16 protein-coding genes are annotated in these 18,736 nt (G+C 72.6%); 5 read left to right on the forward strand and 11 right to left on the reverse strand.

Features of this window, described 5'->3' with window-relative positions:
• Positions 1-33 precede the first annotated feature (33 nt).
• The gene (locus tag ACLQ3B_RS01830; RefSeq protein WP_425776749.1) at positions 34-1,233 is read left to right on the forward strand and encodes an extracellular catalytic domain type 1 short-chain-length polyhydroxyalkanoate depolymerase; all 1,200 of its coding nucleotides are present in this window, start codon (positions 34-36) and stop codon (positions 1,231-1,233) included.
• A 99-nt stretch (positions 1,234-1,332) separates the two neighbouring features.
• Here the strand turns inward: ACLQ3B_RS01830 and ACLQ3B_RS01835 are convergent, their stop codons facing one another.
• The 3 genes from ACLQ3B_RS01835 to ACLQ3B_RS01845 form a co-directional block, all read right to left on the reverse strand.
• Positions 1,333-1,863 carry a hypothetical protein gene (locus ACLQ3B_RS01835; RefSeq protein ID WP_425776751.1) on the reverse strand — a complete coding sequence of 177 codons (531 nt, stop codon included), beginning with the start codon at positions 1,861-1,863 and terminating at the stop codon, positions 1,333-1,335.
• An 88-nt stretch (positions 1,864-1,951) separates the two neighbouring features.
• Complete coding sequence (locus tag ACLQ3B_RS01840) at positions 1,952-2,851, reverse strand: TIGR01777 family oxidoreductase (RefSeq protein WP_425776752.1); 900 nt, start codon at positions 2,849-2,851, stop codon at positions 1,952-1,954.
• Positions 2,852-2,978: 127 nt separating this feature from the next.
• On the reverse strand, positions 2,979-3,968 hold the full coding sequence (locus ACLQ3B_RS01845) for an aldo/keto reductase (RefSeq protein WP_425776754.1): 990 nt from the start codon (positions 3,966-3,968) through the stop codon (positions 2,979-2,981).
• Positions 3,969-4,024: 56 nt separating this feature from the next.
• Between ACLQ3B_RS01845 and ACLQ3B_RS01850 the strand changes: the two genes are divergently transcribed.
• The gene (locus ACLQ3B_RS01850; RefSeq protein WP_425776755.1) at positions 4,025-4,411 is read left to right on the forward strand and encodes a MerR family transcriptional regulator; all 387 of its coding nucleotides are present in this window, start codon (positions 4,025-4,027) and stop codon (positions 4,409-4,411) included.
• Here the strand turns inward: ACLQ3B_RS01850 and ACLQ3B_RS01855 are convergent.
• Both ACLQ3B_RS01855 and ACLQ3B_RS01860 read right to left on the reverse strand, forming a co-directional pair.
• Positions 4,408-4,890, reverse strand: a complete 483-nt coding sequence (locus ACLQ3B_RS01855) for a hemerythrin domain-containing protein (RefSeq protein WP_425776756.1) — start codon at positions 4,888-4,890, stop codon at positions 4,408-4,410. The genes ACLQ3B_RS01850 and ACLQ3B_RS01855 overlap by 4 nt on opposite strands.
• Positions 4,891-4,982: 92 nt before the next feature.
• A complete protein-coding gene (locus tag ACLQ3B_RS01860) occupies positions 4,983-6,320 on the reverse strand; it encodes a low temperature requirement protein A (RefSeq protein ID WP_425776758.1) in 1,338 nt (445 codons plus the stop codon).
• Positions 6,321-6,472: 152 nt separating this feature from the next.
• Here ACLQ3B_RS01860 and ACLQ3B_RS01865 point away from each other — a divergent pair, with 152 nt between their 5' ends.
• The gene (locus ACLQ3B_RS01865) at positions 6,473-7,408 is read left to right on the forward strand and encodes an SDR family NAD(P)-dependent oxidoreductase (RefSeq protein ID WP_425776760.1); all 936 of its coding nucleotides are present in this window, start codon (positions 6,473-6,475) and stop codon (positions 7,406-7,408) included.
• A 64-nt stretch (positions 7,409-7,472) separates the two neighbouring features.
• Here ACLQ3B_RS01865 and sucB read toward each other — a convergent pair whose 3' ends face one another.
• Together sucB and lpdA are read right to left on the reverse strand one after the other, a co-directional pair.
• Entirely contained in the window at positions 7,473-9,311 is a 1,839-nt protein-coding gene (gene sucB / locus ACLQ3B_RS01870) for a 2-oxoglutarate dehydrogenase, E2 component, dihydrolipoamide succinyltransferase (protein ID WP_425776762.1), read from the reverse strand.
• Between the two features lie 66 nt (positions 9,312-9,377).
• Positions 9,378-10,769: a dihydrolipoyl dehydrogenase gene (gene lpdA, locus ACLQ3B_RS01875; protein ID WP_425776764.1), complete on the reverse strand. Its 1,392-nt coding sequence runs from the start codon at positions 10,767-10,769 to the stop codon at positions 9,378-9,380.
• Positions 10,770-10,947: 178 nt separating this feature from the next.
• Here lpdA and ACLQ3B_RS01880 point away from each other — a divergent pair, with 178 nt between their 5' ends.
• On the forward strand, positions 10,948-11,277 hold the full coding sequence (locus ACLQ3B_RS01880; RefSeq protein WP_425776766.1) for a hypothetical protein: 330 nt from the start codon (positions 10,948-10,950) through the stop codon (positions 11,275-11,277).
• A 46-nt stretch (positions 11,278-11,323) separates the two neighbouring features.
• Here the strand turns inward: ACLQ3B_RS01880 and ACLQ3B_RS01885 are convergent, their stop codons facing one another.
• Positions 11,324-12,898 (reverse strand): leucyl aminopeptidase, encoded by a 1,575-nt coding sequence (locus tag ACLQ3B_RS01885; RefSeq protein WP_425776768.1) that lies wholly within the window; start codon positions 12,896-12,898, stop codon positions 11,324-11,326.
• Positions 12,899-13,060: 162 nt separating this feature from the next.
• Between ACLQ3B_RS01885 and gcvT the strand changes: the two genes are divergently transcribed.
• Positions 13,061-14,191, forward strand: a complete 1,131-nt coding sequence (gene gcvT, locus ACLQ3B_RS01890; RefSeq protein ID WP_425776770.1) for a glycine cleavage system aminomethyltransferase GcvT — start codon at positions 13,061-13,063, stop codon at positions 14,189-14,191.
• A gap of 77 nt (positions 14,192-14,268) precedes the next feature.
• Here the strand turns inward: gcvT and ACLQ3B_RS01895 are convergent, their stop codons facing one another.
• The 3 genes from ACLQ3B_RS01895 to cobU all read right to left on the reverse strand — a co-directional run bounded on the left by ACLQ3B_RS01895 (position 14,269) and on the right by cobU (position 18,347).
• Positions 14,269-15,567, reverse strand: a complete 1,299-nt coding sequence (locus tag ACLQ3B_RS01895) for a DUF2314 domain-containing protein (RefSeq protein ID WP_425776772.1) — start codon at positions 15,565-15,567, stop codon at positions 14,269-14,271.
• Positions 15,568-15,634: 67 nt separating this feature from the next.
• The gene (locus ACLQ3B_RS01900) at positions 15,635-16,408 is read right to left on the reverse strand and encodes an adenosylcobinamide-GDP ribazoletransferase (RefSeq protein ID WP_425776774.1); all 774 of its coding nucleotides are present in this window, start codon (positions 16,406-16,408) and stop codon (positions 15,635-15,637) included.
• Complete coding sequence (cobU, locus tag ACLQ3B_RS01905) at positions 16,398-18,347, reverse strand: bifunctional adenosylcobinamide kinase/adenosylcobinamide-phosphate guanylyltransferase (RefSeq protein ID WP_425776776.1); 1,950 nt, start codon at positions 18,345-18,347, stop codon at positions 16,398-16,400. The genes ACLQ3B_RS01900 and cobU overlap by 11 nt, the downstream gene beginning before the upstream one ends.
• Between the last annotated feature and the right edge of the window lie 389 nt (positions 18,348-18,736).

Consider the following 18,736-nt stretch of genomic DNA (forward strand, 5'->3'; position numbering starts at 1 on the left):
CCCAGTTCACAGTCCGCCCTCCTGGAGGCCGCCGTGCGCCGCTCCTCGTCCACCCTCACCCGGCTGCTCGGTGCGGTCGCCGGGCTCGCCCTCGCCGTAGCGGGCGCGGTCGCCATCGCCGCACCCGCCCAGGCCGCCACCCTCACCCAGGTCACCGGGTTCGGCTCCAACCCCGGCAACCTCGCCATGTACGCCTACCGGCCGGACGGGCTGCCGACCAACGCCCCGGCCGTCGTCCTGCTGCACGGGTGCACGCAGAACGCCTCCGGCTACTTCGCCAACTCCGGCTGGCAGAAGTACGCCGACCAGTGGAAGTTCGCCCTGATCGTCGCCCAGCAACCCTCCGGCAACAACGCCAACTCCTGCTTCAACTTCTTCGAGGCGGGAGACACGGCCCGGGGTCAGGGTGAGGCGCTGTCGATCAAGCAGATGGTCGACCACGCCAAGGCCAACTTCGGGGTGAACGGCTCCCGGGTCTACGTCAGCGGGCTCTCCGCCGGCGGGGCGATGAGCGCGGTCATGCTGGCCACCTACCCGGAGGTCTTCGCGGCCGGATCGATCATCGCGGGGATCCCGTACCGCTGCGCCACCAGCATGGTCAACGCGTTCAGCTGCATGAACCCGGGCGCGGACAAGACCCCGGCCGCCTGGGGCGACCTGGTCCGCGGCGCGTACTCCGGCTACACCGGCCCGCGTCCCCGGGTGGCCATCTGGCACGGCACCTCGGACCCGACGGTCGCCCCGCTCAACGGCACCGAGTCCCGTGACCAGTGGACCAACGTGCGCGGCATCTCGCAGACCCCGACCAGCACCTCGTCCCTGCCGGCCAACACCAGCCTGGAGGTGTACGGCAACGACGAGGTGCGGCTCTACCGCGTCTCCGGCATGGGCCACGGCACTCCGGTCGACCCGGGTTCCGGGGCCGACCAGTGCGGCACCGCCGGGGCGTACTTCCTGGACACCATCTGCTCGACGTACCGCGACGCGCTCTTCTTCGGCCTGAACGGCGGCGGCACCACCCCCACCCCCACCCCCACCCCCACGCCGACCCCGACCACGCCCCCAACCTGCGTGACGGCCAGCAACTACGCGCACGTGGCGGCGGGCCGGGCCTACCAGTCCGGCGGCTACGCCTACGCCAACGGCTCCAACCAGCGGATGGGCCTCTACAACACCTTCTACACCAGCACCCTCAAGCAAACCGCCGCCAACCACTGGGTCCTCGGCTGCTAACCCCTCACCCCCTTCGCCCCTGTTGATCAAGAGGTTTGCGTCATCCGGAAGCCGGAATCTGACGCAAACCTCTTGATCAGTACGGCCGTCGGAGTGGGCTCAGGTCAGGCGGGCCAGGACTGGCACCAGCGGGTTCAGCGCGTCGGCGCGAACCACGAAGCGGGTCACCCCCCAGCGCCGTTCGTGCTCGGCGACCGCCGTGCTGATCTCGTCCACCGTGCCGATCAGCACGAACGGGGTGGCCAGCAGCTCGGCGGGCGTCATGCCGTTGCGCCGGGCCTGTTCCGCGGCGGCCGCCTCGGCGTCGTCGGTGACCACCACCGTCTGCACCAGCGCCTCCAGCGCCGGCGGGTCGGTCCGGCCGGCCGCGCCGGCGGCCACGCAGGCCAGCTGCGCCTCGATCTGGTCGGACCGCCAGCGCGCCTCATGCTGGTGGCCGTCGGCGAGGGTGCGCCCGAACCCGGTCAACCCGACCACGTCGGCGTTCGCGCCGGCCCAGCGCAGCAGCGTCGAGTTCGCCGCGCCAATCGTCAGCGGGATCCGGTCCTGCACCGGCCGGGGTTCGCGCAGCACCGCCTCGCGCATCGTCAGCTCGGCCGCAAACCACCAGGGCGAGGCACTGCCCCTCACCCCTGTTGATCATGAAGTTATTGCCACGACACGCCGAGGCAAGTGGTAATAACTTCATGATCAACGGGGTGGGGGTGGGTGGGGGGTGTTAGGGGGTTAGGGCTTTTTGGAGGGCTTTGGGGAGGGTGGGGTGTTGGTACGGGAAGGCGGCTCTCGCCAGGACGCCGGGGAGGACTCTGGTGCTGGTGAGGGCCTCGTGGGCGAAGCCGCCGAGCACCACCTTGAGCGCCAGTGCGGGGATCGGGACGATGGCCGGGCGGTGCAGCTGCCGGGCCAGTTCGCGGGTGAACTCGGCGTTGGTCACCGGGTTCGGGCCCACCACGTTGACCGGGCCGGCGATGTCGTCGCGGTCCAGCAGGAAGCGGGTCACGCCCAGCCAGTCGACCAACGAGATCCAGGGCAGCCACTGCCGTCCGCTGCCCAACCGCCCGGCGATGCCCAGCTTGAACGGCAGCAACTGCGGCTTGAGCAGCCCGCCGTCGCGGTGCAGCGGCAGGCCGGTGCGCAACCGCACCACCCGTACCCCGGCATCCTCGGCTGGTCGGGTCGCGGCCTCCCACACCCGGCAGACGTCGGCCAGGAACCCCTCACCGGCCGGCGCGTCCTCCTCGACCGCCCGGTCGCCGGTGTTGCCGTACCAGCCCACGGCCGAGGAGTTGAGCAGCACCAGGGGCCGGTCCGTGGCCGGGAGCCCGGCGATGGTGGTGGCGAGCGTGGTGGTGCTGTCCACCCGGCTGGTCCTGATCAGGCGCCGGTAGTCGTCGTCCCAGCGCTTGTCGCCGACGCCCGCGCCGGCCAGGTTGACCACCGCGTCCGCCTCGGCGACCACGGCCGGGTCGAGCTGCCCGTCGGCGGGGTCCCACCGCCGCTCCTGCGAGTCGCCCGGCGCCCGACGGACCAGCCTGGTGACCTCGTGCCCGTCGCTGACGAGCAGGTCGGCCAGCCGGGTGCCGAGGAAGCCGGACGCGCCGGCCAGAAGGATCCGCATACCCCCATCTTCGTCCAAACCCCCGTCCCCGGACGCACCCCCGGGCCCCACTTCGCACTTACCGCCACCTCTTTGCCCCGTTAAGTCCGGTTTGTCGGGACAGTAGGCGCAAGATCGGCGGGGCGGGTCAGGCTGGGCGCAGGTCGGCCAGGAGGCGTTCCACCTCGGCGTAGGAATCCGGGTTCAGCGGGCCTAGCGCCAGGGTGGCCAGGTTCTCCTCGGCCTGGGCCACCGTGCGTAGGCCGGGGATCGGGACGGTACGGGGGCTGCGTGCCAGCAGCCAGCCGAGCGCGCCCTGTGCCAGGGTGCGCCCGTCGGCGGTGAGTGCCGCGCGGACCTGGTCGACCCGGGCCGCCCAGCGTGGCGTCGGCCGCCCGTCGGTGAACCACTCCAGCCACTCCGGCGCCCGCCCGCGCACATCGTCCGTCCCGACCGCCCGGGTCGACCCGGTGAGCAGCCCCATCGCCAACGGCCCACGGTTGAGGCTGGCCAGGTCGTGTTTGTCGCAGACCGTCAGCACCGCCGCGTTGTCGCGCAGCACCGACTCGTCGTGTTGGATCGCCGCGCAGTTCGGGCCGGCGGCCGCGAACGCCTCCGCCGAGGTCGGGTCGTCGGTGCTCCAGCCGTACGCGCGGATCTTGCCCTGGTCGACCAGGGCCTCCAGGGTGTCGACCAGATCGAGCGCGGCGGGCACCGGCAGTGCGTTGATGTGTAGTTGGTAGAGATCGACGTGGTCGGTGCCGAGCCGGCGCAGCGAGTCCTCCAGGCTGCGGACGGCGAAGGAGGGGCTGGCGTCGGTGCCGAGCGCCCGCCGGGTGGCCTCCTCACTGACGTTGCCGAACTTGGTGGCGATCACCACGTCGTCCCGCCGCCCGGCCAGGGCTTGACCGAGGATCCGCTCGCTGTGCCCGGCGCCGTAGTTGCTGGCGGTGTCGAAGAGGGTCACCCCGAGGTCGAGCGCCCGATGGATGGTGCGGATCGACTCGGCGTCGTCCACCTCACCCCAACCGAACGGCTGCCCGTCATCACCCCAGAGTGGGCCGCCGACGGCCCAGCACCCCATCCCGATCGCGCTCACCGTGATGCCGCTGCGTCCCAGCGTCCGTGTTGTCGTCATGGTCACCAGCCTCCAACCTGGAGCGCGCTCCAGGTCAAGCACTACCATCTCGCGACATGAGCGGTTACGCCCCCTCGGAGGCCGCCCGCCGCAGCGGCTTCAGCCTGGACACTCTGCGGTACTACGAGAAGATCGGCCTCCTCGCGGACGTGGAGCGGACGGCGGGCGGGCGGCGGGTCTTCACCGACGACGACCTCGGCTGGTTGGTGTTGTTCCGCTGCCTGCGCGACACGGGGATGCCGATCGCGCAGATGCGCCGCTACGCGCAACTGGCCCGCGACGGCGAGCACACCGCCGACGAGCGGCACGAGCTGCTGCGCCACCACGCGGCCCGGGTCGAGGAGCAGATGCGCCTGCTCCAGCGCCAGTACGACCACCTCCGGGACAAGATCCGCTTCTACGAGCGACAGCCCGCCGCCGCGCAGGGGCCGGAGGCAACCTAGGGCTGACCGGGCGCGGTCAGGCCGAGCAGGTCCTCGGTCGTTCCGGGGCGACCGGTGAGCGCGTTGAGGGCGGTGACAATTCGCTTCTCCTCGTAGCGGAAGTGCGACTCCAGCAGGGCGGCCAACCCGCCCAACTCGGCGCGCACCTGGGCGACCGGCACCGCGGCGTCGCCGCCCAGCAGTGCCTCGACCCGTTCCAGGATTCCCGCCACCACCTCGTGGTCGGTGATCAGGTTCTGGATGACCGGGCGCAGCTCGGGAGCTTCCTCGGCCAGCAGCCGGAACGCGCCCGCGTCCTCGCCGGTGTGGTGTCGGCCGAGCGCGGCGCAGAAGGTCAGGCAGTGCGCCCGCAGGTCCCGGGACGGGGTGTCGAGGCTGGCCTGTAGCCGGGCCAGTTCCGCGCTGAGCCAGAGGTGGATCTCGATCATCTGATTGCCGACGGCGGCGAGCCGGCCGGCCGGTGAACTGGTTGGGTGCACGTTCGTCCCATGCTGTCCCCGCGCCTCCATGCCCACGGCGGCCTTTGGGCCGGGTACACCGCGACGCTGTGCCAGAGCCTATCCCGACGCGATCAGGGCGTGGTGGGCTCGTCGGTCTCTCGGACGTCGTGCCAGCGCGCACGCCAGGCTGCCTCGTGGGCCTCGTGGCTGGTCCGCTCCTGGAAGACGGCGGCCCGCAGGGCGTGCCGGGATTGCGACATGACCATCACCTCCACGGCCACCAACGCCACGCAGACCACGGTGGCGAGGGTGAGCGCGCCCAGCGCTGGCAGATGCTGGCCGACTGGGAGGGCTGCCGTGAGCACCACGATGACGCCGACGCGGGTCCAGCTGACGGTGTGCAGGGTGCGTAGCTGGAACAGCAGGTTGACGGCGAAGTAGCAGAGCAACCCGCCGAAGAGCATCGGCACGGCCGGCCCCTCCGCCTTCTCCGCGATCCCGCCGGCCGGGTCGGTGATCTTGTGCAGGACCTCCTCGTTGCCGATCGAGAAGAGGATCACCCCGGCGATCATCGGCAGGTAGAGGTACGCGTACGCGTCGCGAGCCATCGCCACCCGGGGGGCGCCCTCCGCCGCGTGCAGGGCGATCCGGGCGGCCGGCCCGATGAAGTCGAAGTGCGCCCACCAGAGGGCCGCGGTGACCACGATGCCGAGCGCGGCGGCCGCCACCGCCGGCCAGGTGACCGGTTTGCCGAGCAGGTTGCCGCCCACCCCGGTGGAAATGATCGACTCGCCCAGCGCGATGATCAGGATGAGGTCGTAGCGCTCCGTCCAGTGCTCGGCGCTGGTCACCCCCCAACCCCAGGTGCCGACGATGAAGCCGGTGGCGTACTGCACCACCACCACGATGATCCACAACCCGTCGCGCACCATGGCGGCCCGGTCGGGGTCGGTGATCTGCGGCGGGATGAGCGCGGCGGCCAGCAGCAGCACGATGCTCACCGCCAACTCCGGGGCGAACCGCCGCAGTTGCCGCCGCTCCTGCGGGCTGTCCCGCACCACGTGCTGATAGAGGATCATGTGTACGGCCCGGACCACGACGTAGCTGACGGCCACCAGCATCGGGCCGGCGGCACTCCCCTTCGGGTCGCTGAACGCCTGCGGCAGCGCCAGCGCGAACGCGAACAGGGCGACCATCGCGATCACCATGAGCACCGGGACGTAGCCCTCGCCGAGCCGGACCCGGGTGGCGACCAGGCTGTGCACCACCCAGATCCACCAGAGCACGGCGAGCACCAGGCCGGCGTGCAGCAGTTGTCGGCCGGAGATGTTCGCGGCGGTGGCCCGGGTGATGATGAAGAACGAGAAGACGAAGACCAGGTCGAAGAAGACCTCGAACTTGTCCACCCGGGCGCCGGGGGCGATCGGGACGGCCGGTCCCAGTTGTCCGCCCCGCCGGTAGCCGCCCACGACCCCACTCTGGCAGCGTCCGGACTGGTCGGAGGCCCGAACGGCGATGGCGACGGGGTCCGGCGTTACCTCCGGTCCGGGTCGGGGAAACACCGGGACCGCGGCTCCCGCAGCGGGCCGGCCGATCCGCCCCACCCGGACAAGGATGGACAATGACGACGAACAACCCGATCACTACTTCGTTCGCCCATCACTCGACGGCCATGGACGTGATCCGGGGCGTGGACCTCGTCGGGCGGCGGGCGATCGTCACCGGCGGCTCCTCCGGGATCGGCGTGGAGACCGCCCGCGCCCTGGCCAGCGTCGGCGCGGAGGTCACCCTGGCCGTCCGCAACCCGGACGCCGGCCAGCAGGCCGCCAACGACATCACAGGCACCACCGGCAACGACCGGGTCCTGGTCGCCCCGCTCGACCTCGCCGACCAGGGTTCGGTAGCCGACTTCGTGGCCAACTGGGACGGCCCGCTGCACATCCTGGTCAACAACGCCGGCATCATGGCGGCACCCCTGTCCCGCACACCGCAGGGTTGGGAGATGCAGTTCGCCACCAACCACCTGGGGCACTTCGCGCTCGCCACCGGGCTGCGCCCGGCACTCGCGTCCGGCGACGGGGCCAGGATCGTCTCGGTCAGCTCCGCCGCCCACCTGCGCTCACCTGTGGTCTTCGAGGACATCCAGTACGACAAGCGGGAGTACGAGCCGTGGCAGGCGTACGGGCAGTCCAAGACGGCAAACGTGCTCTTCGCCGTGGAGGCGTCCCGGCTCTGGGCCGACGACGGCATCACGGCCAACTCGCTGATGCCCGGCGCCATCCGGACCAACCTCCAGCGCTACGTGAGCGAAGAGGAACTGGCCCGGCTGCGCGCGGGCAACGCGGCGGCCTGGAAGTCCGTCGAACAGGGTGCCGCCACCTCCGTGCTGGTCGCCGCCTCACCGCTGCTCGACGGTGTGGGTGGGCGCTACTTCGAGGACTGTCAGCAGGCCGCCCCCGCCCAGCCCGGCGGGCGGACCGGCGTCGCCGACTACGCGCTGGACCCGGAGGCTGCCGAGCAGCTCTGGAAGGTTTCGACCGCCCTGCTCAAGGGCTGAGGACCGCAGCCGAAAAGGGCGCCCCGGTCGATGACCGGGGCGCCCTTTCGGCGTTGCGGGTGGATCAGGACAGGCCCAGCTCCGACTCGAAGTTGCCGGCCTCCAGCCGCTCCTTGATCGCGCTCAGGAAGCGGGCCGCGTCGGCGCCGTCGATCAACCGGTGGTCGTAGGACATGGCCAGGTAGACCATCGACCGGACCGCGACGACCTCGCCCAGGTCCGGGTCGTTGACCACGACCGGACGCTTGACCACGGCACCCGTGCCGAGCATCGCCGACTGCGGCTTCGGCACGATCGGGGTGTCGAAGAGCGCGCCCCGGCTGCCCGTGTTGGTGAGCGTGAAGGTCGCGCCGGCGATCTCGTCCGGGCTGATCTTGTTGGTCCGGGTTCGCTCGGCCAGGTCGGCGACCCGCTTCGCGATGCCACCGAGGTTGAGGTCACCGGCATTGTGGATGACCGGCACCACGAGGCCCCGCTCGGTGTCCACCGCGATGCCGAGGTGCTCCGCTGCCGGGTAGGTGATCGTGCCGCCGTCCAGGTCCAACTGGGCGTTGACGATCGGGTACGTCTGCAGCGCCTCGACGGCGGCGAGGGCGAAGAACGGCAGGAAGGACAGCTTGACGCCGTGCCGCTGCACGAACGAGTCCTTCGCCTGCGCCCGCAACTTGGCGACCCGGGTGACGTCCACCTCGACCACGGTGGTCAGCTGCGCCATCTCGTGCAGCGACTCCTGCATCCGCGTGGCGATCGCCTTGCGGATCCGGGGCAGTTTCTCGGTGGTGCCCCGCTTGCCACTCGGCTGCGGCTTCGCGGCCGGCTTGGCGGGGGCGGACGACGGCGCGGCGGCCGGCTGTGCGGCCGGCGCGGGAGCGGCCTTGGCGGCCTTCGCCTTCTCGGCGGCCTCCAGCACGTCCTGCTTGCGGATCCGGCCACCCACGCCGGTGCCGTTGAGCGCGGACAGGTCGACGCCGTGCTCACCGGCCAGCTTGCGCACCAGCGGGGTCACGTACCCGGCGGCCTCCTCGCCGGCACCCGGTGCCGGGGCGGACGGGCGCGGCGGCGTCGAGGTCGACGCGGCGGGCTGGGCGGCCTGCTCGGTCTTCGCCGGCTGCGCCGAGCTCTCGGTCTCCGCGGCGGGCTCGTTGTACGACATGCCGGGGGTCGGCTCCTCGACCTTCGGCGCCGGCTCGGCCTTCGGCGCCGGCTTGGCCTCCGCCTTCGGCTCGGGCTTCGGCTCGGGCTGTGCCGGGGCGGGGGCCGCACCGGCAACGCCGATGATCGCGAGGTCGGCGCCGACCGCGGCGGTCTCGTCCTCGGCGACCTTGATCTCCAGCACCGTGCCGGCGACCGGCGACGGGATCTCGGTGTCCACCTTGTCGGTGGAGACCTCCAGCAGCGGCTCGTCGACCTCGATGGTCTCGCCGACCTGCTTCAGCCAACGGGTGACCGTACCCTCGGTGACGCTCTCGCCCAGGGCCGGCATCTTCACCGCGGTGCCCTCGCCCGACGAGGCGGCGGCCGGAGCCGGCGCCTCGGTCGGGGCCTCGTCCTGGGCCACCTCGTCGGCGGTGCCCTCGGCGGCGGCCGTCGGCTCGGCGGCCGGCTCGACCGACTCGGCCGGGGCCTGCTCCTGCGGGGCGGCCTCGCCGCCGCCGGTCGACTCGCCCTCACCGGCGATGACGGCCAGCTCGCTGCCGACCTCGGCGGTCTCGTCCTCGCCGACCACGATCCGGCTCAGCACGCCCGCAGCGGGCGACGGGATCTCGGTGTCGACCTTGTCGGTCGAGACCTCGAGCAGGGGCTCGTCAACCTCGACCGTGTCGCCCTCCTGCTTGAGCCAGCGAGTGACGGTGCCCTCGGTGACGCTCTCGCCGAGCCGGGGCATGGTGACCGATACCGGCATTTTCTGAGACTCCTTCATTCCCCTGGTGGGATCTTCGCCCGTCGCCGGACGCCGCGGTTTGGATGATCAGGCGTGCGAGTGCAGCGGCTTGCCGGCGAGGGCCAGGTGCGCCTCGCCCAGGGCCTCGTTCTGGGTCGGGTGGGCGTGCACGAGCTGGGCGACCTCGGCCGGGTACGCCTCCCAGTTGTAGATGAGCTGCGCCTCACCGATCAGCTCACCCACCCGGGCGCCGACCATGTGCACGCCGACGACCGGGCCGTCCTCGACCTGGACCAGCTTCACGAAGCCGGTGGTCTTGAGGATCTGGCTCTTGCCGTTGCCGCCGAGCGGGTAGTTGATGCTCTTGACCTTGTCGGCGCCGTACTGCTCCTTGGCCTTCGCCTCGGTGAGGCCCACCGACGCCAGCTCCGGGTCGCAGTAGGTGACCCGCGGGATGCCGACCTCGTCGATCACGGCCGGGGTCTGCCCGGCGATCTCCTCGGCCACGAAGATGCCCTGCTGGAAGCCCCGGTGCGCGAGCTGGAGGCCGGGCACGATGTCACCGACGGCGTAGACGTTCGGCACGCTGGTGCGCAGCCGCTCGTCGGTCAGCACGTAGCCGCGGTCCATCTTGACGCCCTGCTCCTCGTACCCGAGGTTGGCGGTGGTCGGGCCGCGACCGACGGCGACCAGCAGCAGCTCGGCCTCCACGGTCTCGCCGCCCTGGATCGTCAGCTTGACGCCGTTCTCGGTCTTCTCGACCTTCTCGAACGGCTTGCCGACCTTGAAGTTGATCTTCCGCTTGCGGAAGGCCCGCTCCAGCGCCTTCGACGACTCCTCGTCCTCGGCGGCGACCAGCCGGGGCAGCGCCTCGACGATCGTCACGTCCACGCCGAAGGACTTCCACACGCTTGCGAACTCGACGCCGATCACGCCGCCACCGAGCACGATCACCGACGACGGCACCCGGTCCATGGTGAGGGCGTGGTCGCTGGTGATGATCCGCTCGCCGTCGACCTCCAGGCCGGGCAGGCTCTTCGCGTACGAACCGGAGGCCAGGACGATGTTGCGGCCGGTGTAGCGCTTGCCGTCCACCTCCACCACGTTCTTGCCGACGAGCGTGCCGTGGCCCTCGACGATGGTGATCGCCTTGTTGCCCTTCAGCAGGCCCTGCAGACCCTTGTACAGGCGGGAGATGACACCGTCCTTGTACGAGTTGACCCCGGCCATGTCGATGCCGATCAGCTCGGCCTTCACACCGAACTGCTCCGACTCGCGGGCCTGGTCGGCGATCTCGGCCGCGTGCAGCAGCGCCTTCGTCGGGATGCAGCCATTGTGCAGACAGGTGCCCCCGAGCTTGCCCTTCTCGACCAGCGCGACCTTCAGGCCCAGCTGGACGGCGCGCAGCGCGGTCGCGTAGCCGCCGCTGCCACCTCCGAGAATGACAATGTCGAAGGTCGCTTCGTTCGGCTCGCTCACGTCCAACTCCCAGGTCGCGTCGCTGCATCGGGGGTCACGGGGATGTAACACGGACACACCCCACCTCGGTCATCTTGTCACCACTGAGCACAGGGTGCGTAGTGAGGTGCCCAACGACACGTCATCGACACGTACCCTTGGCACCGTTGTCGATGACGCACGGTGGGGGAGAGATCCGGTGGGCTTGTTCCGGCGCCGCAAACAGGCGGCTGTGCCGAGCCGTGACCGCGCCGCCGATCGTGGCGATCTGGAGCATCTGGAGAACTTCATCCGGAGCCGGCGCGGCGTCGAGGCGTACATCGAGCCCCGGACGACCGTGACGGAGACCACCGTCATCCTGATCGCCGACGACGGGGAGTGGACCCGCCGACGCGTCGACGGCCCGGACGGGGCCCGGCGCTTCGCGCACCGGATGGGCATCCCGGTGTACGACGTCCGGCTGATGGGCTACCCGCAGCGGATGCGCGACTTCAACGAGCGCCGCAAACGTCGCCCCGAGCGGTACTGAGACACGCGAAGGGGCCCCCTGTCCAGGGGGCCCCTTCGTGCACCCGTCAGCCGTTGGCGGCGACATCCTCGACGAGCTGCACCAGCGTGCGGACCGGGACGCCCGTGCCGCCCTTGGTCCAGTAGCCGGTCGGCTCGCCCGAGTGGTAGCCCGGCCCGGCGATGTCGATGTGCGCCCACGCCACGTCGTCGGTCACGAACTCGCGCAGGAACACGCCGCCCTGCAGCATGTGACCGGCCCGGTCCATTCCGGCGTTGACCTGCGAGATGTCCGCCACATCCGACTCCATGCCCTTACGGACGTCGTCGGGCAGCGGCATCGGCCAGGCCGGCTCGCCGACGGCGTCGCCGACCACCTTCACCCGGTCGCACAGCTCCGGGGAGCCCATCACGCCGGCCACCCGCTTGCCCAGCGCGATCACCTGGCCGCCGGTCAGCGTGGAGGTCTCGAACAGGTAGTCGGTGCCGTCCGCGCAGGCACGGGCGATGGCGTCGCCCAGGATCATCCGGCCCTCGGCGTCGGTGTTGAGCACCTCGACCCGCTTGCCGTTGAACATGGTGATCACGTCGCCCGGCCGGTAGCTGGTGCCCGACGGCATGTTCTCCGCCATTGGCAGGTACGCGCTGACCGCCACCGTCGGCTTCAACGCGGCGATCGCCAGCATGGCCGCGCCCACCGCGGCGGCGCCCGCCATGTCGGACTTCATCTCCCACATGCCCTGCGCCGGCTTGATCGAGATGCCGCCGGTGTCGAAGGTGATGCCCTTGCCGACAAGCGCGACCCGCTTGCCGTTGCCGCCGCCCTGCGGGGTGTAGGTCAGCTTCACCAGCCGCGGCGGGGCCTCCGAACCCTGCCCGACCGCGACGATGCCGCCGTACCCGCCAGCGGCCAGCGCCGCCTCGTCCAGCACCTCGACGCCGAGGCCCGCCTCACGCGCCGCGCCGGCGACCGCGTCGGCGAACGACGGGGGACGCAGCTCGTTCGGTGCGGTGTTCACCCAGTCCCGGCTGAGCAGGACCGCGCCCGCCACCGCCTGCGCCCGGGTGACCTCGGCCTGGGCGTCCGCGTCGCCGGCGTCCGGCACCGCGATGAGCACCTCGGCCACCGGCTCCCGCCGGGTCGGCTGGGGCCGGGTCTTGTAGCCGGCGAACCGGTACCCACCCAGCAGCGCGCCCTCGGCGACCGCACGCAGCTCGGCCGTCGCGTCCGCGTCGTCCGGCAGCGGCAGCGCCAGCGCGACCTTGGGCGCGCCGGCAAGGGCCCGGATCGCCGCACCGGCGGCCCGACGCAGCGTCTCCGGGGCCGGGGCGGCACCCGACGGCTCCGGGCCGAGCCCGACCGCGGTGACCAGCGGGGCGGTCACGGTGCCCAGGGTGGCCAGCTTGATGACCTCACCCGGCCCCCCGGTCGCGCCGAGCAGCGCGAGGGTCTCGGTCAGCCTGCCGTCGAACGCGGCCGCGATGCTCTCCGCGCCGCTGGCGAGCAGCAGGGTGCCGGCGAGGCCGCTGGTGGCGCCCTGCTCTCCGGGCTGACTGTGCACGCCGATCACGATCGCGTCGACGGCGAGCTCGGCCGGGTCGGTGTCGACCAGGCTCAGGTTGGTGGTGCGGGGTGAAGTCACTGAAGCTACTCCGGGCGGGCCGGGCCGGTCGCGGCGTCGCGTACCAGCGGTGAAGGTCTCCGGCGGAACCTACCCGCCGGACGTCATGGCTGTCCCGCCGACAGCGCCAGCGGGCTCCCGCCGATGCTAACCAGCGACGTTGCCCCCGGTAAGTTGCCACCCATGACCGACGTGACCTCCGACGCCGCCGCGACCCGGCTGCGTCGTTCCCCGCTGCACGAGCGGCACACCGCCGCCGGAGCCAAGTTCGCCCCCTTCGGGGGCTGGGAGATGCCGCTGGAGTACGCCGGCGGCGGAGTGCTCAAGGAGCACGCCGCGGTGCGGACGGCGGTCGGGGTCTTCGACGTGTCGCACCTGGGCAAGGCCCGGGTGAGCGGCCCCGGCGCGGCCGACTTCGTCAACTCCTGCCTCAGCAACGACCTGGGTCGGATCGGCCCGGGCCGGGCGCAGTACACGCTCTGCTGCGACGACGCCACCGGCGGCGTGGTGGACGACATCATCGCCTACCTCTACGCCGACGACCACGTCTTCCTCATCCCGAACGCGGCGAACACCGCCGAGGTGGTGCGCCGGTTGCGCGCCGCCGCGCCCGCGCAGGTGACCGTCACCGACGAGCACGAGGCGTACGCGGTGCTGGCCGTGCAGGGCCCCCGCTCGGCCGAGTTGCTGGCCGCCCTGGACCTGCCCACCGAGCACGGCTACATGAGCTTCTCCGCGGCGAGCCTGAGCGGGGTGGAGCTGACCGTCTGCCGTACCGGCTACACGGGTGAGCTGGGCTACGAGCTGGTGGTGCCGGCGGAGCACGCGGTCGCCGTGTGGGACGCGCTCTTCGCCGCCGGCGCGGCGTTCGAGCTGCGCGCCTGCGGGCTGGCCGCCCGGGACACGCTGCGCACCGAGATGGGCTACCCGCTGCACGGACAGGACCTGTCGCTGGACATCAGCCCGGTGCAGGCCCGCTCCGGTTGGGCGGTCGGTTGGGACAAGCCGGCCTTCTGGGGCCGCGACGCGCTGCTCGCCGAGAAGGCCGCCGGCCCCCGGCGTACGCTGCGCGGCCTGGTGGCCGTCGACCGGGCCATCCCGCGGCCCGGCATGACCCTGCACGTGGGCGACACCCAGGTGGGTGAGGTGACAAGCGGCACCTTCTCCCCAACCCGCAAACAGGGCATAGCGCTGGCCCTGCTGAACACCAACGCCAACCTCGCAGACGGCGACGAGGTCGAGATCGACATCCGAGGCCGCCGAGCCCCCCTGGCCCTAACCAAACCCCCCTTCGTAACCCCCTCAGTGAAGTAACCCCCCCCGGGCCCCTTGCCCCGGTGATCAAGAGGTTTGCGTCATGTTCGGACGAGATTCTGACGCAAACCTCTTGATCAACTGGGGTTCGGGGTTGGGGGTTCGCCGGAGTCCAGGACTGCTTGGGTCCAGCCGCCTTCTATGACGCCTGTCGCGTCCAGGATGGCCCAGTCGACCACTCCGGACGTCTCCACCACGACCGGGGCGCCGATGCGCACCGACGGATCGGTGCTGGCGTCGCTGGCGCTCACGCCGACGATCCGCTCCGGGACCTCCCACGAGGTGACGCCCGCCCAGACGTACTCCGGGCCGTCGTCCCCGGGCAGGCCGTACTTCACCACCAGCTGCGACTCGGTGGGGAGCTGACCGGCGACGAAGCGGGCCCGCGCGTCATCCAGCGCGGCCCGGGCGGTGGCGACCGCACGGCTCATCGCGTCACCGGAGCGGGCGTAACGCACGTCCGGTTGGATCCCGGAGAACAGGGTCGCGCAGGCGGCGGCGTAGTAGCGCCCGTCCGGGCCGGGGTGCCCGGCCGGCGGACGCAGGCTGAGGAACGAGTCGGCCTCCGGGTCGGTCGCCGGGTCCAGTTCGAGGCGCAACAGCACCGGGGCGGTGGCGCCGTGCTGCTCCGGGTTGCCGTACGCCACCGCGATGTCGTGCCCGGTGACCGTGGCCAGCACCGGCAGTTGCACGAACGCCGGCACCTCCTCGCCGGTGAGCCCGTCGGTCCAGTCCCGCAGCAGCCGGCGGGCCGCCCCGGTCATCACCGCGCCCCAGGCGCGGGTGAGGTGGTCGGGCACACCCTGGGTCTGCAACTCCAGCAGGCCGAAGCGGCGTAGCCCCTTGGTGGTGAACCACAGGCCCTCGGTGTCCGAGGAGTACGGAACCAGCACCCAGTCGACGAGTCGGATGCGGCCCTGCTCGTCGGGGAGGGAGCGTAGCGCGGTCGCCGGGTCGAGGAACTGGAGGCCGAAGACGTCCACCACGTCGCTGTCGACGGATTCCGCCACGGCGGCCGCGACCGCCCGGGCGGCCCACTCGTGCGCGGGCGGCCAGCCGGGCCGGTACTCGGCCTGTACGACCACCAGGTGCGTCGCCGCCGCCAACCGGGCCAGCTGCTCCTCGGTGGCGCCGAACGCGGTGAGCAGGTCCGGTGGCAGCTCGGGAAACTCGGAGATCGGCCGGGTGTCGACGCTCATCAGCGGGCTGTCGAGCATCTGCCGGGCCAGCCCGTGCACCGGCTCGGCCAGCCGGCCGGTCAGGGCCGCCACCGCGGTCTTCGCGCTGACCTTCGGTAGCCCCGCCATCGGCACCAGGTAGGTCGCGCTGAGCGACTCCGGCACCGGTACGGGCAGGAAGTCGTCCGTGATGAGCATTGTGGGTTCCCCCGGTGGCCGTGCCGGTGTTGTCGAGGCGAACGCTACCCGGCCCGCCGTGCCCGGTTCAGCCGGACAGCACCAGACCCAGGTAGACCAGCGTGGTGACCACCTCGACGGTCGCGCCGAGGACGTCGCCGGTGATCCCGCCGAGCCGGCGTACCACGTGGGTGAGCAGCGGTAGCGCGACGGCGATCGCGGCGACGACGGCCAGCGGCCCCTGCCACGGACGGCCCGGCACCGCGGGCACGGCCAGCAGCACGACGGCGACCGCGCCGGCGGTCAGGGCCACCGGGCCGACCGTGCCGGCGACCAGCGCGCCCAGCCCGTCGGGCCGGGCCGCCGGCACTCCCCGCCGGCAGGCCACCGTGACACCGAACCGCCCGGCCGCGGTCGCCGCGACCACCGCCGCGAGACACGCCGGCCAGGACCGACCCGCGAGGTCGGCGAGCGCCGCCGCCTGCACCAGGAGTACGACCACCAGGGCGACCACCCCGAACGGGCCGACGTCCGGCTTCTTCATGATCTCCAGGGCGGCGGCGCCCCGCCGGTACGAGCCGAGCGCGTCCACGGTGTCGGCCAGCCCGTCCAGGTGCAGCCCTCGGGTGAGCAGCGCGGCGACGCCGACGGTCACGCCGGCCGCCACCAGCGGGGGAGCGAGCGCGCCGGTCAGCAGCAGCACACCGGCCAGCAGGGCGCCGAGCAGCGCGCCGACCACCGGGGCGAGGGCCATCGCCGTGCCGGCGACCGGGCGATCGATGCGCCCGGCCCGGACCGGCAGCGTGGTGAACGTGGTGACCGCCAGCCGGGCTCCCGCGCGGAGCCGTGGCTCAGCCGGCACGCCAGCCCGACGCCGGCTGCTCGTCCGCCCCGGTGCTGGCAGGGCCCGGCCCGGCCGGCTCCGGCTCGACGAAGTCGGGCTCGGTCGAATCGGGCTCGGCGAAATCGGGCTCGGTGGGATCCGGGTCGGCGTAGCTGGGGTCGGTGGACTCCGGTTCGTCCGCGCCCGGGTCGGTGTCGTCCCCGCCGCCCAGAGACGGGTGCACCGGCAGCGCGGCGGACAGCGCCAGCACCGAACGCAGCAGCGGCAGCGCGACCAACGCGTTCGCACCCTCGCCGAGATCCAGCCGCAGGTCGAGCAGCGGGGTGAGGCCCAGCACGTCGGCGGCGAGCCGCACGGCCGGATGCCCGCCGTGGTCGGCCAGCAGGCACCAGTGCCGGGCCTGCCCGGCCAGGTCACGGCTCACCATGCCGGCGGCCAACCCGACCGGCCCGTCGAGCAGCACCGGCACCCGGCGGGCGGTGGCGCCGAGCAGCACACCGGTGGCCACGGCCACGTCGCCGCCGCCCAGCTCGGCCAGGATGTCCTTGGCGCCGCGTGACGAGCGTCGGGTGCGGTGCAGCGCGTCGCGTACCGCCGCGCAGCGGACCATCCACGCCGCGTCGTCGATCTCGCCGGAGTCGGTGATCACCCGGCCCAGCACGGCCGGCGGTTCCGCGCCCGCGGTCGCCGCGAGCACCGCCGCGGCAGCCGCCTCGGTGCCGGCGCCGCACGCCCCGAGCACCAGCAGCTGTACGCCGGCGTCGGCGGCCTGCTCGGCCAACCGCCAGCCGTAGCGCAGCGCGGACTCCACCTGGTCCGGCGCGAGGGCCGGCTGGTCCTCGATCGGCGCGGAGGCCGGAGTGTCCACCACCTGCAGACTGGCGCCGCTCTCGGCGGCCAGCCGTGCCAACGCGCCCTGGCCGGCGCGGGCCTGCGCGGCACGGCGCGCCGACTCGCCGGCGACGGTGCCGGCCGACGCCCCGCCGGCGTGGTCGCCGTGCAGCAGCAGCACCCGCACCGAGCCCCAGGCGGCGGGGGTCGAGGTGCCCTGGGTGGTGGCGGCGAAGCCCACCACCCGGTCCAGCACGCCCAGCCCGGCGCCCGGTACGTCGAGCGTGGCCAGCCGGTCCACCGCCTGCGGACCGGCGTACTCGTCGGGCATCGGCAGCTCCATGCCGGGCTGGATGACCAGCCCGGTGGCCACCATCGGCAGCGCCATGGTCGGTGCGGCCCAGGCGTTGCCCGGCTCCGGGGGCGCGGCTGCCGGCGGCGTGTGGGTCAGCACGTCGGGCAGTTGCACCTCGGGGGTCGGCTCGGCGTCGGCCAGGCTCGCCACGACCGGTGCGGTGGCGGCGGCGGGGACCGCGGACGTCGGCGCGGTCGCCGGAGCGACCGGCCCGATCGCGGCGGCGGCCGGCTTGAGCCAGACCGGCTGACCGGCGACGACCAGCACCACCGCGTCGCAGGCGTCGGCGACCGCCCGGTTGGCCGCGCCCAGCGCATCGGTGAACGCCCGGCCCAGCGGGGTGGTCGGCACCAGCGACAGCCCCACCTCCGGGCTCACCAGCACCACCCGGGCGGCACACCCGCGGATCGCCTCGGCCAGCTCGGCGATCGTCGCCACGTCGTCGGCGGGCTGGTGGTCCGGGTCGAGTAGCACCGTCACCCAGCCGCCCAGGTCGTCGACGAGCACCATCTCGTTGGGCTCGGCGGACTCGAGCACGTCGGCCAGCCGACGCGGATCCTCGGTGGTCTCCTCGGTGGTCCAGCTGCCCGGCCGCCGGGCGCGGTGCGCCGCCAGCCGGGTCGCCCACTCGGTGTCCTCCGGGTCGCCCTCGGGCGCGGTGGCGACGTAGCGGACCACCGGCGCGTCGGTGACCAGGGACTCGGCGAACTCGGACTTGCCGGACCGGATACCGCCGAGCACCAGGACCGTGTTCCACCCGTCTACGGACATGCCCGTACCTTAAGGCCGCCCAGGGTTGCGGTGCCTGCCGGCCCGGTGCTCCCCGCCGTTCAGTCGCAGTGTTCGAACCCGCTGCCGTAACTGACTCCGCCGGTGGAGCCGCCCCACTTGACGCACGTCCCGGCGGCGCTGGCCCGCACCGGCCCGGCGTAGTAGTCGAAGGAGCCGCTGTCGGTGCTGCGCGCCCGCCCCTGCACCTCCAGGTACGCGGCGGCCGCCGACTTCGCGCCGACCGCGGTGTCCTTGAGGGTGACCACGCAGTTGGTGCCGGTGCCCGGGTGGTACAGCAGGAAGACCCGACCCTTGCGCTGCCCGTCACCGCCGGTCAGCGTCGCCGAGTCGATCACCTGGTAGCCGCTGCCGCACGCCTGGCCGGCCGT

It is taken from the genome of Micromonospora sp. DT53 (genome assembly GCF_049841535.1).
GTDB lineage: Bacteria > Actinomycetota > Actinomycetes > Mycobacteriales > Micromonosporaceae > Micromonospora.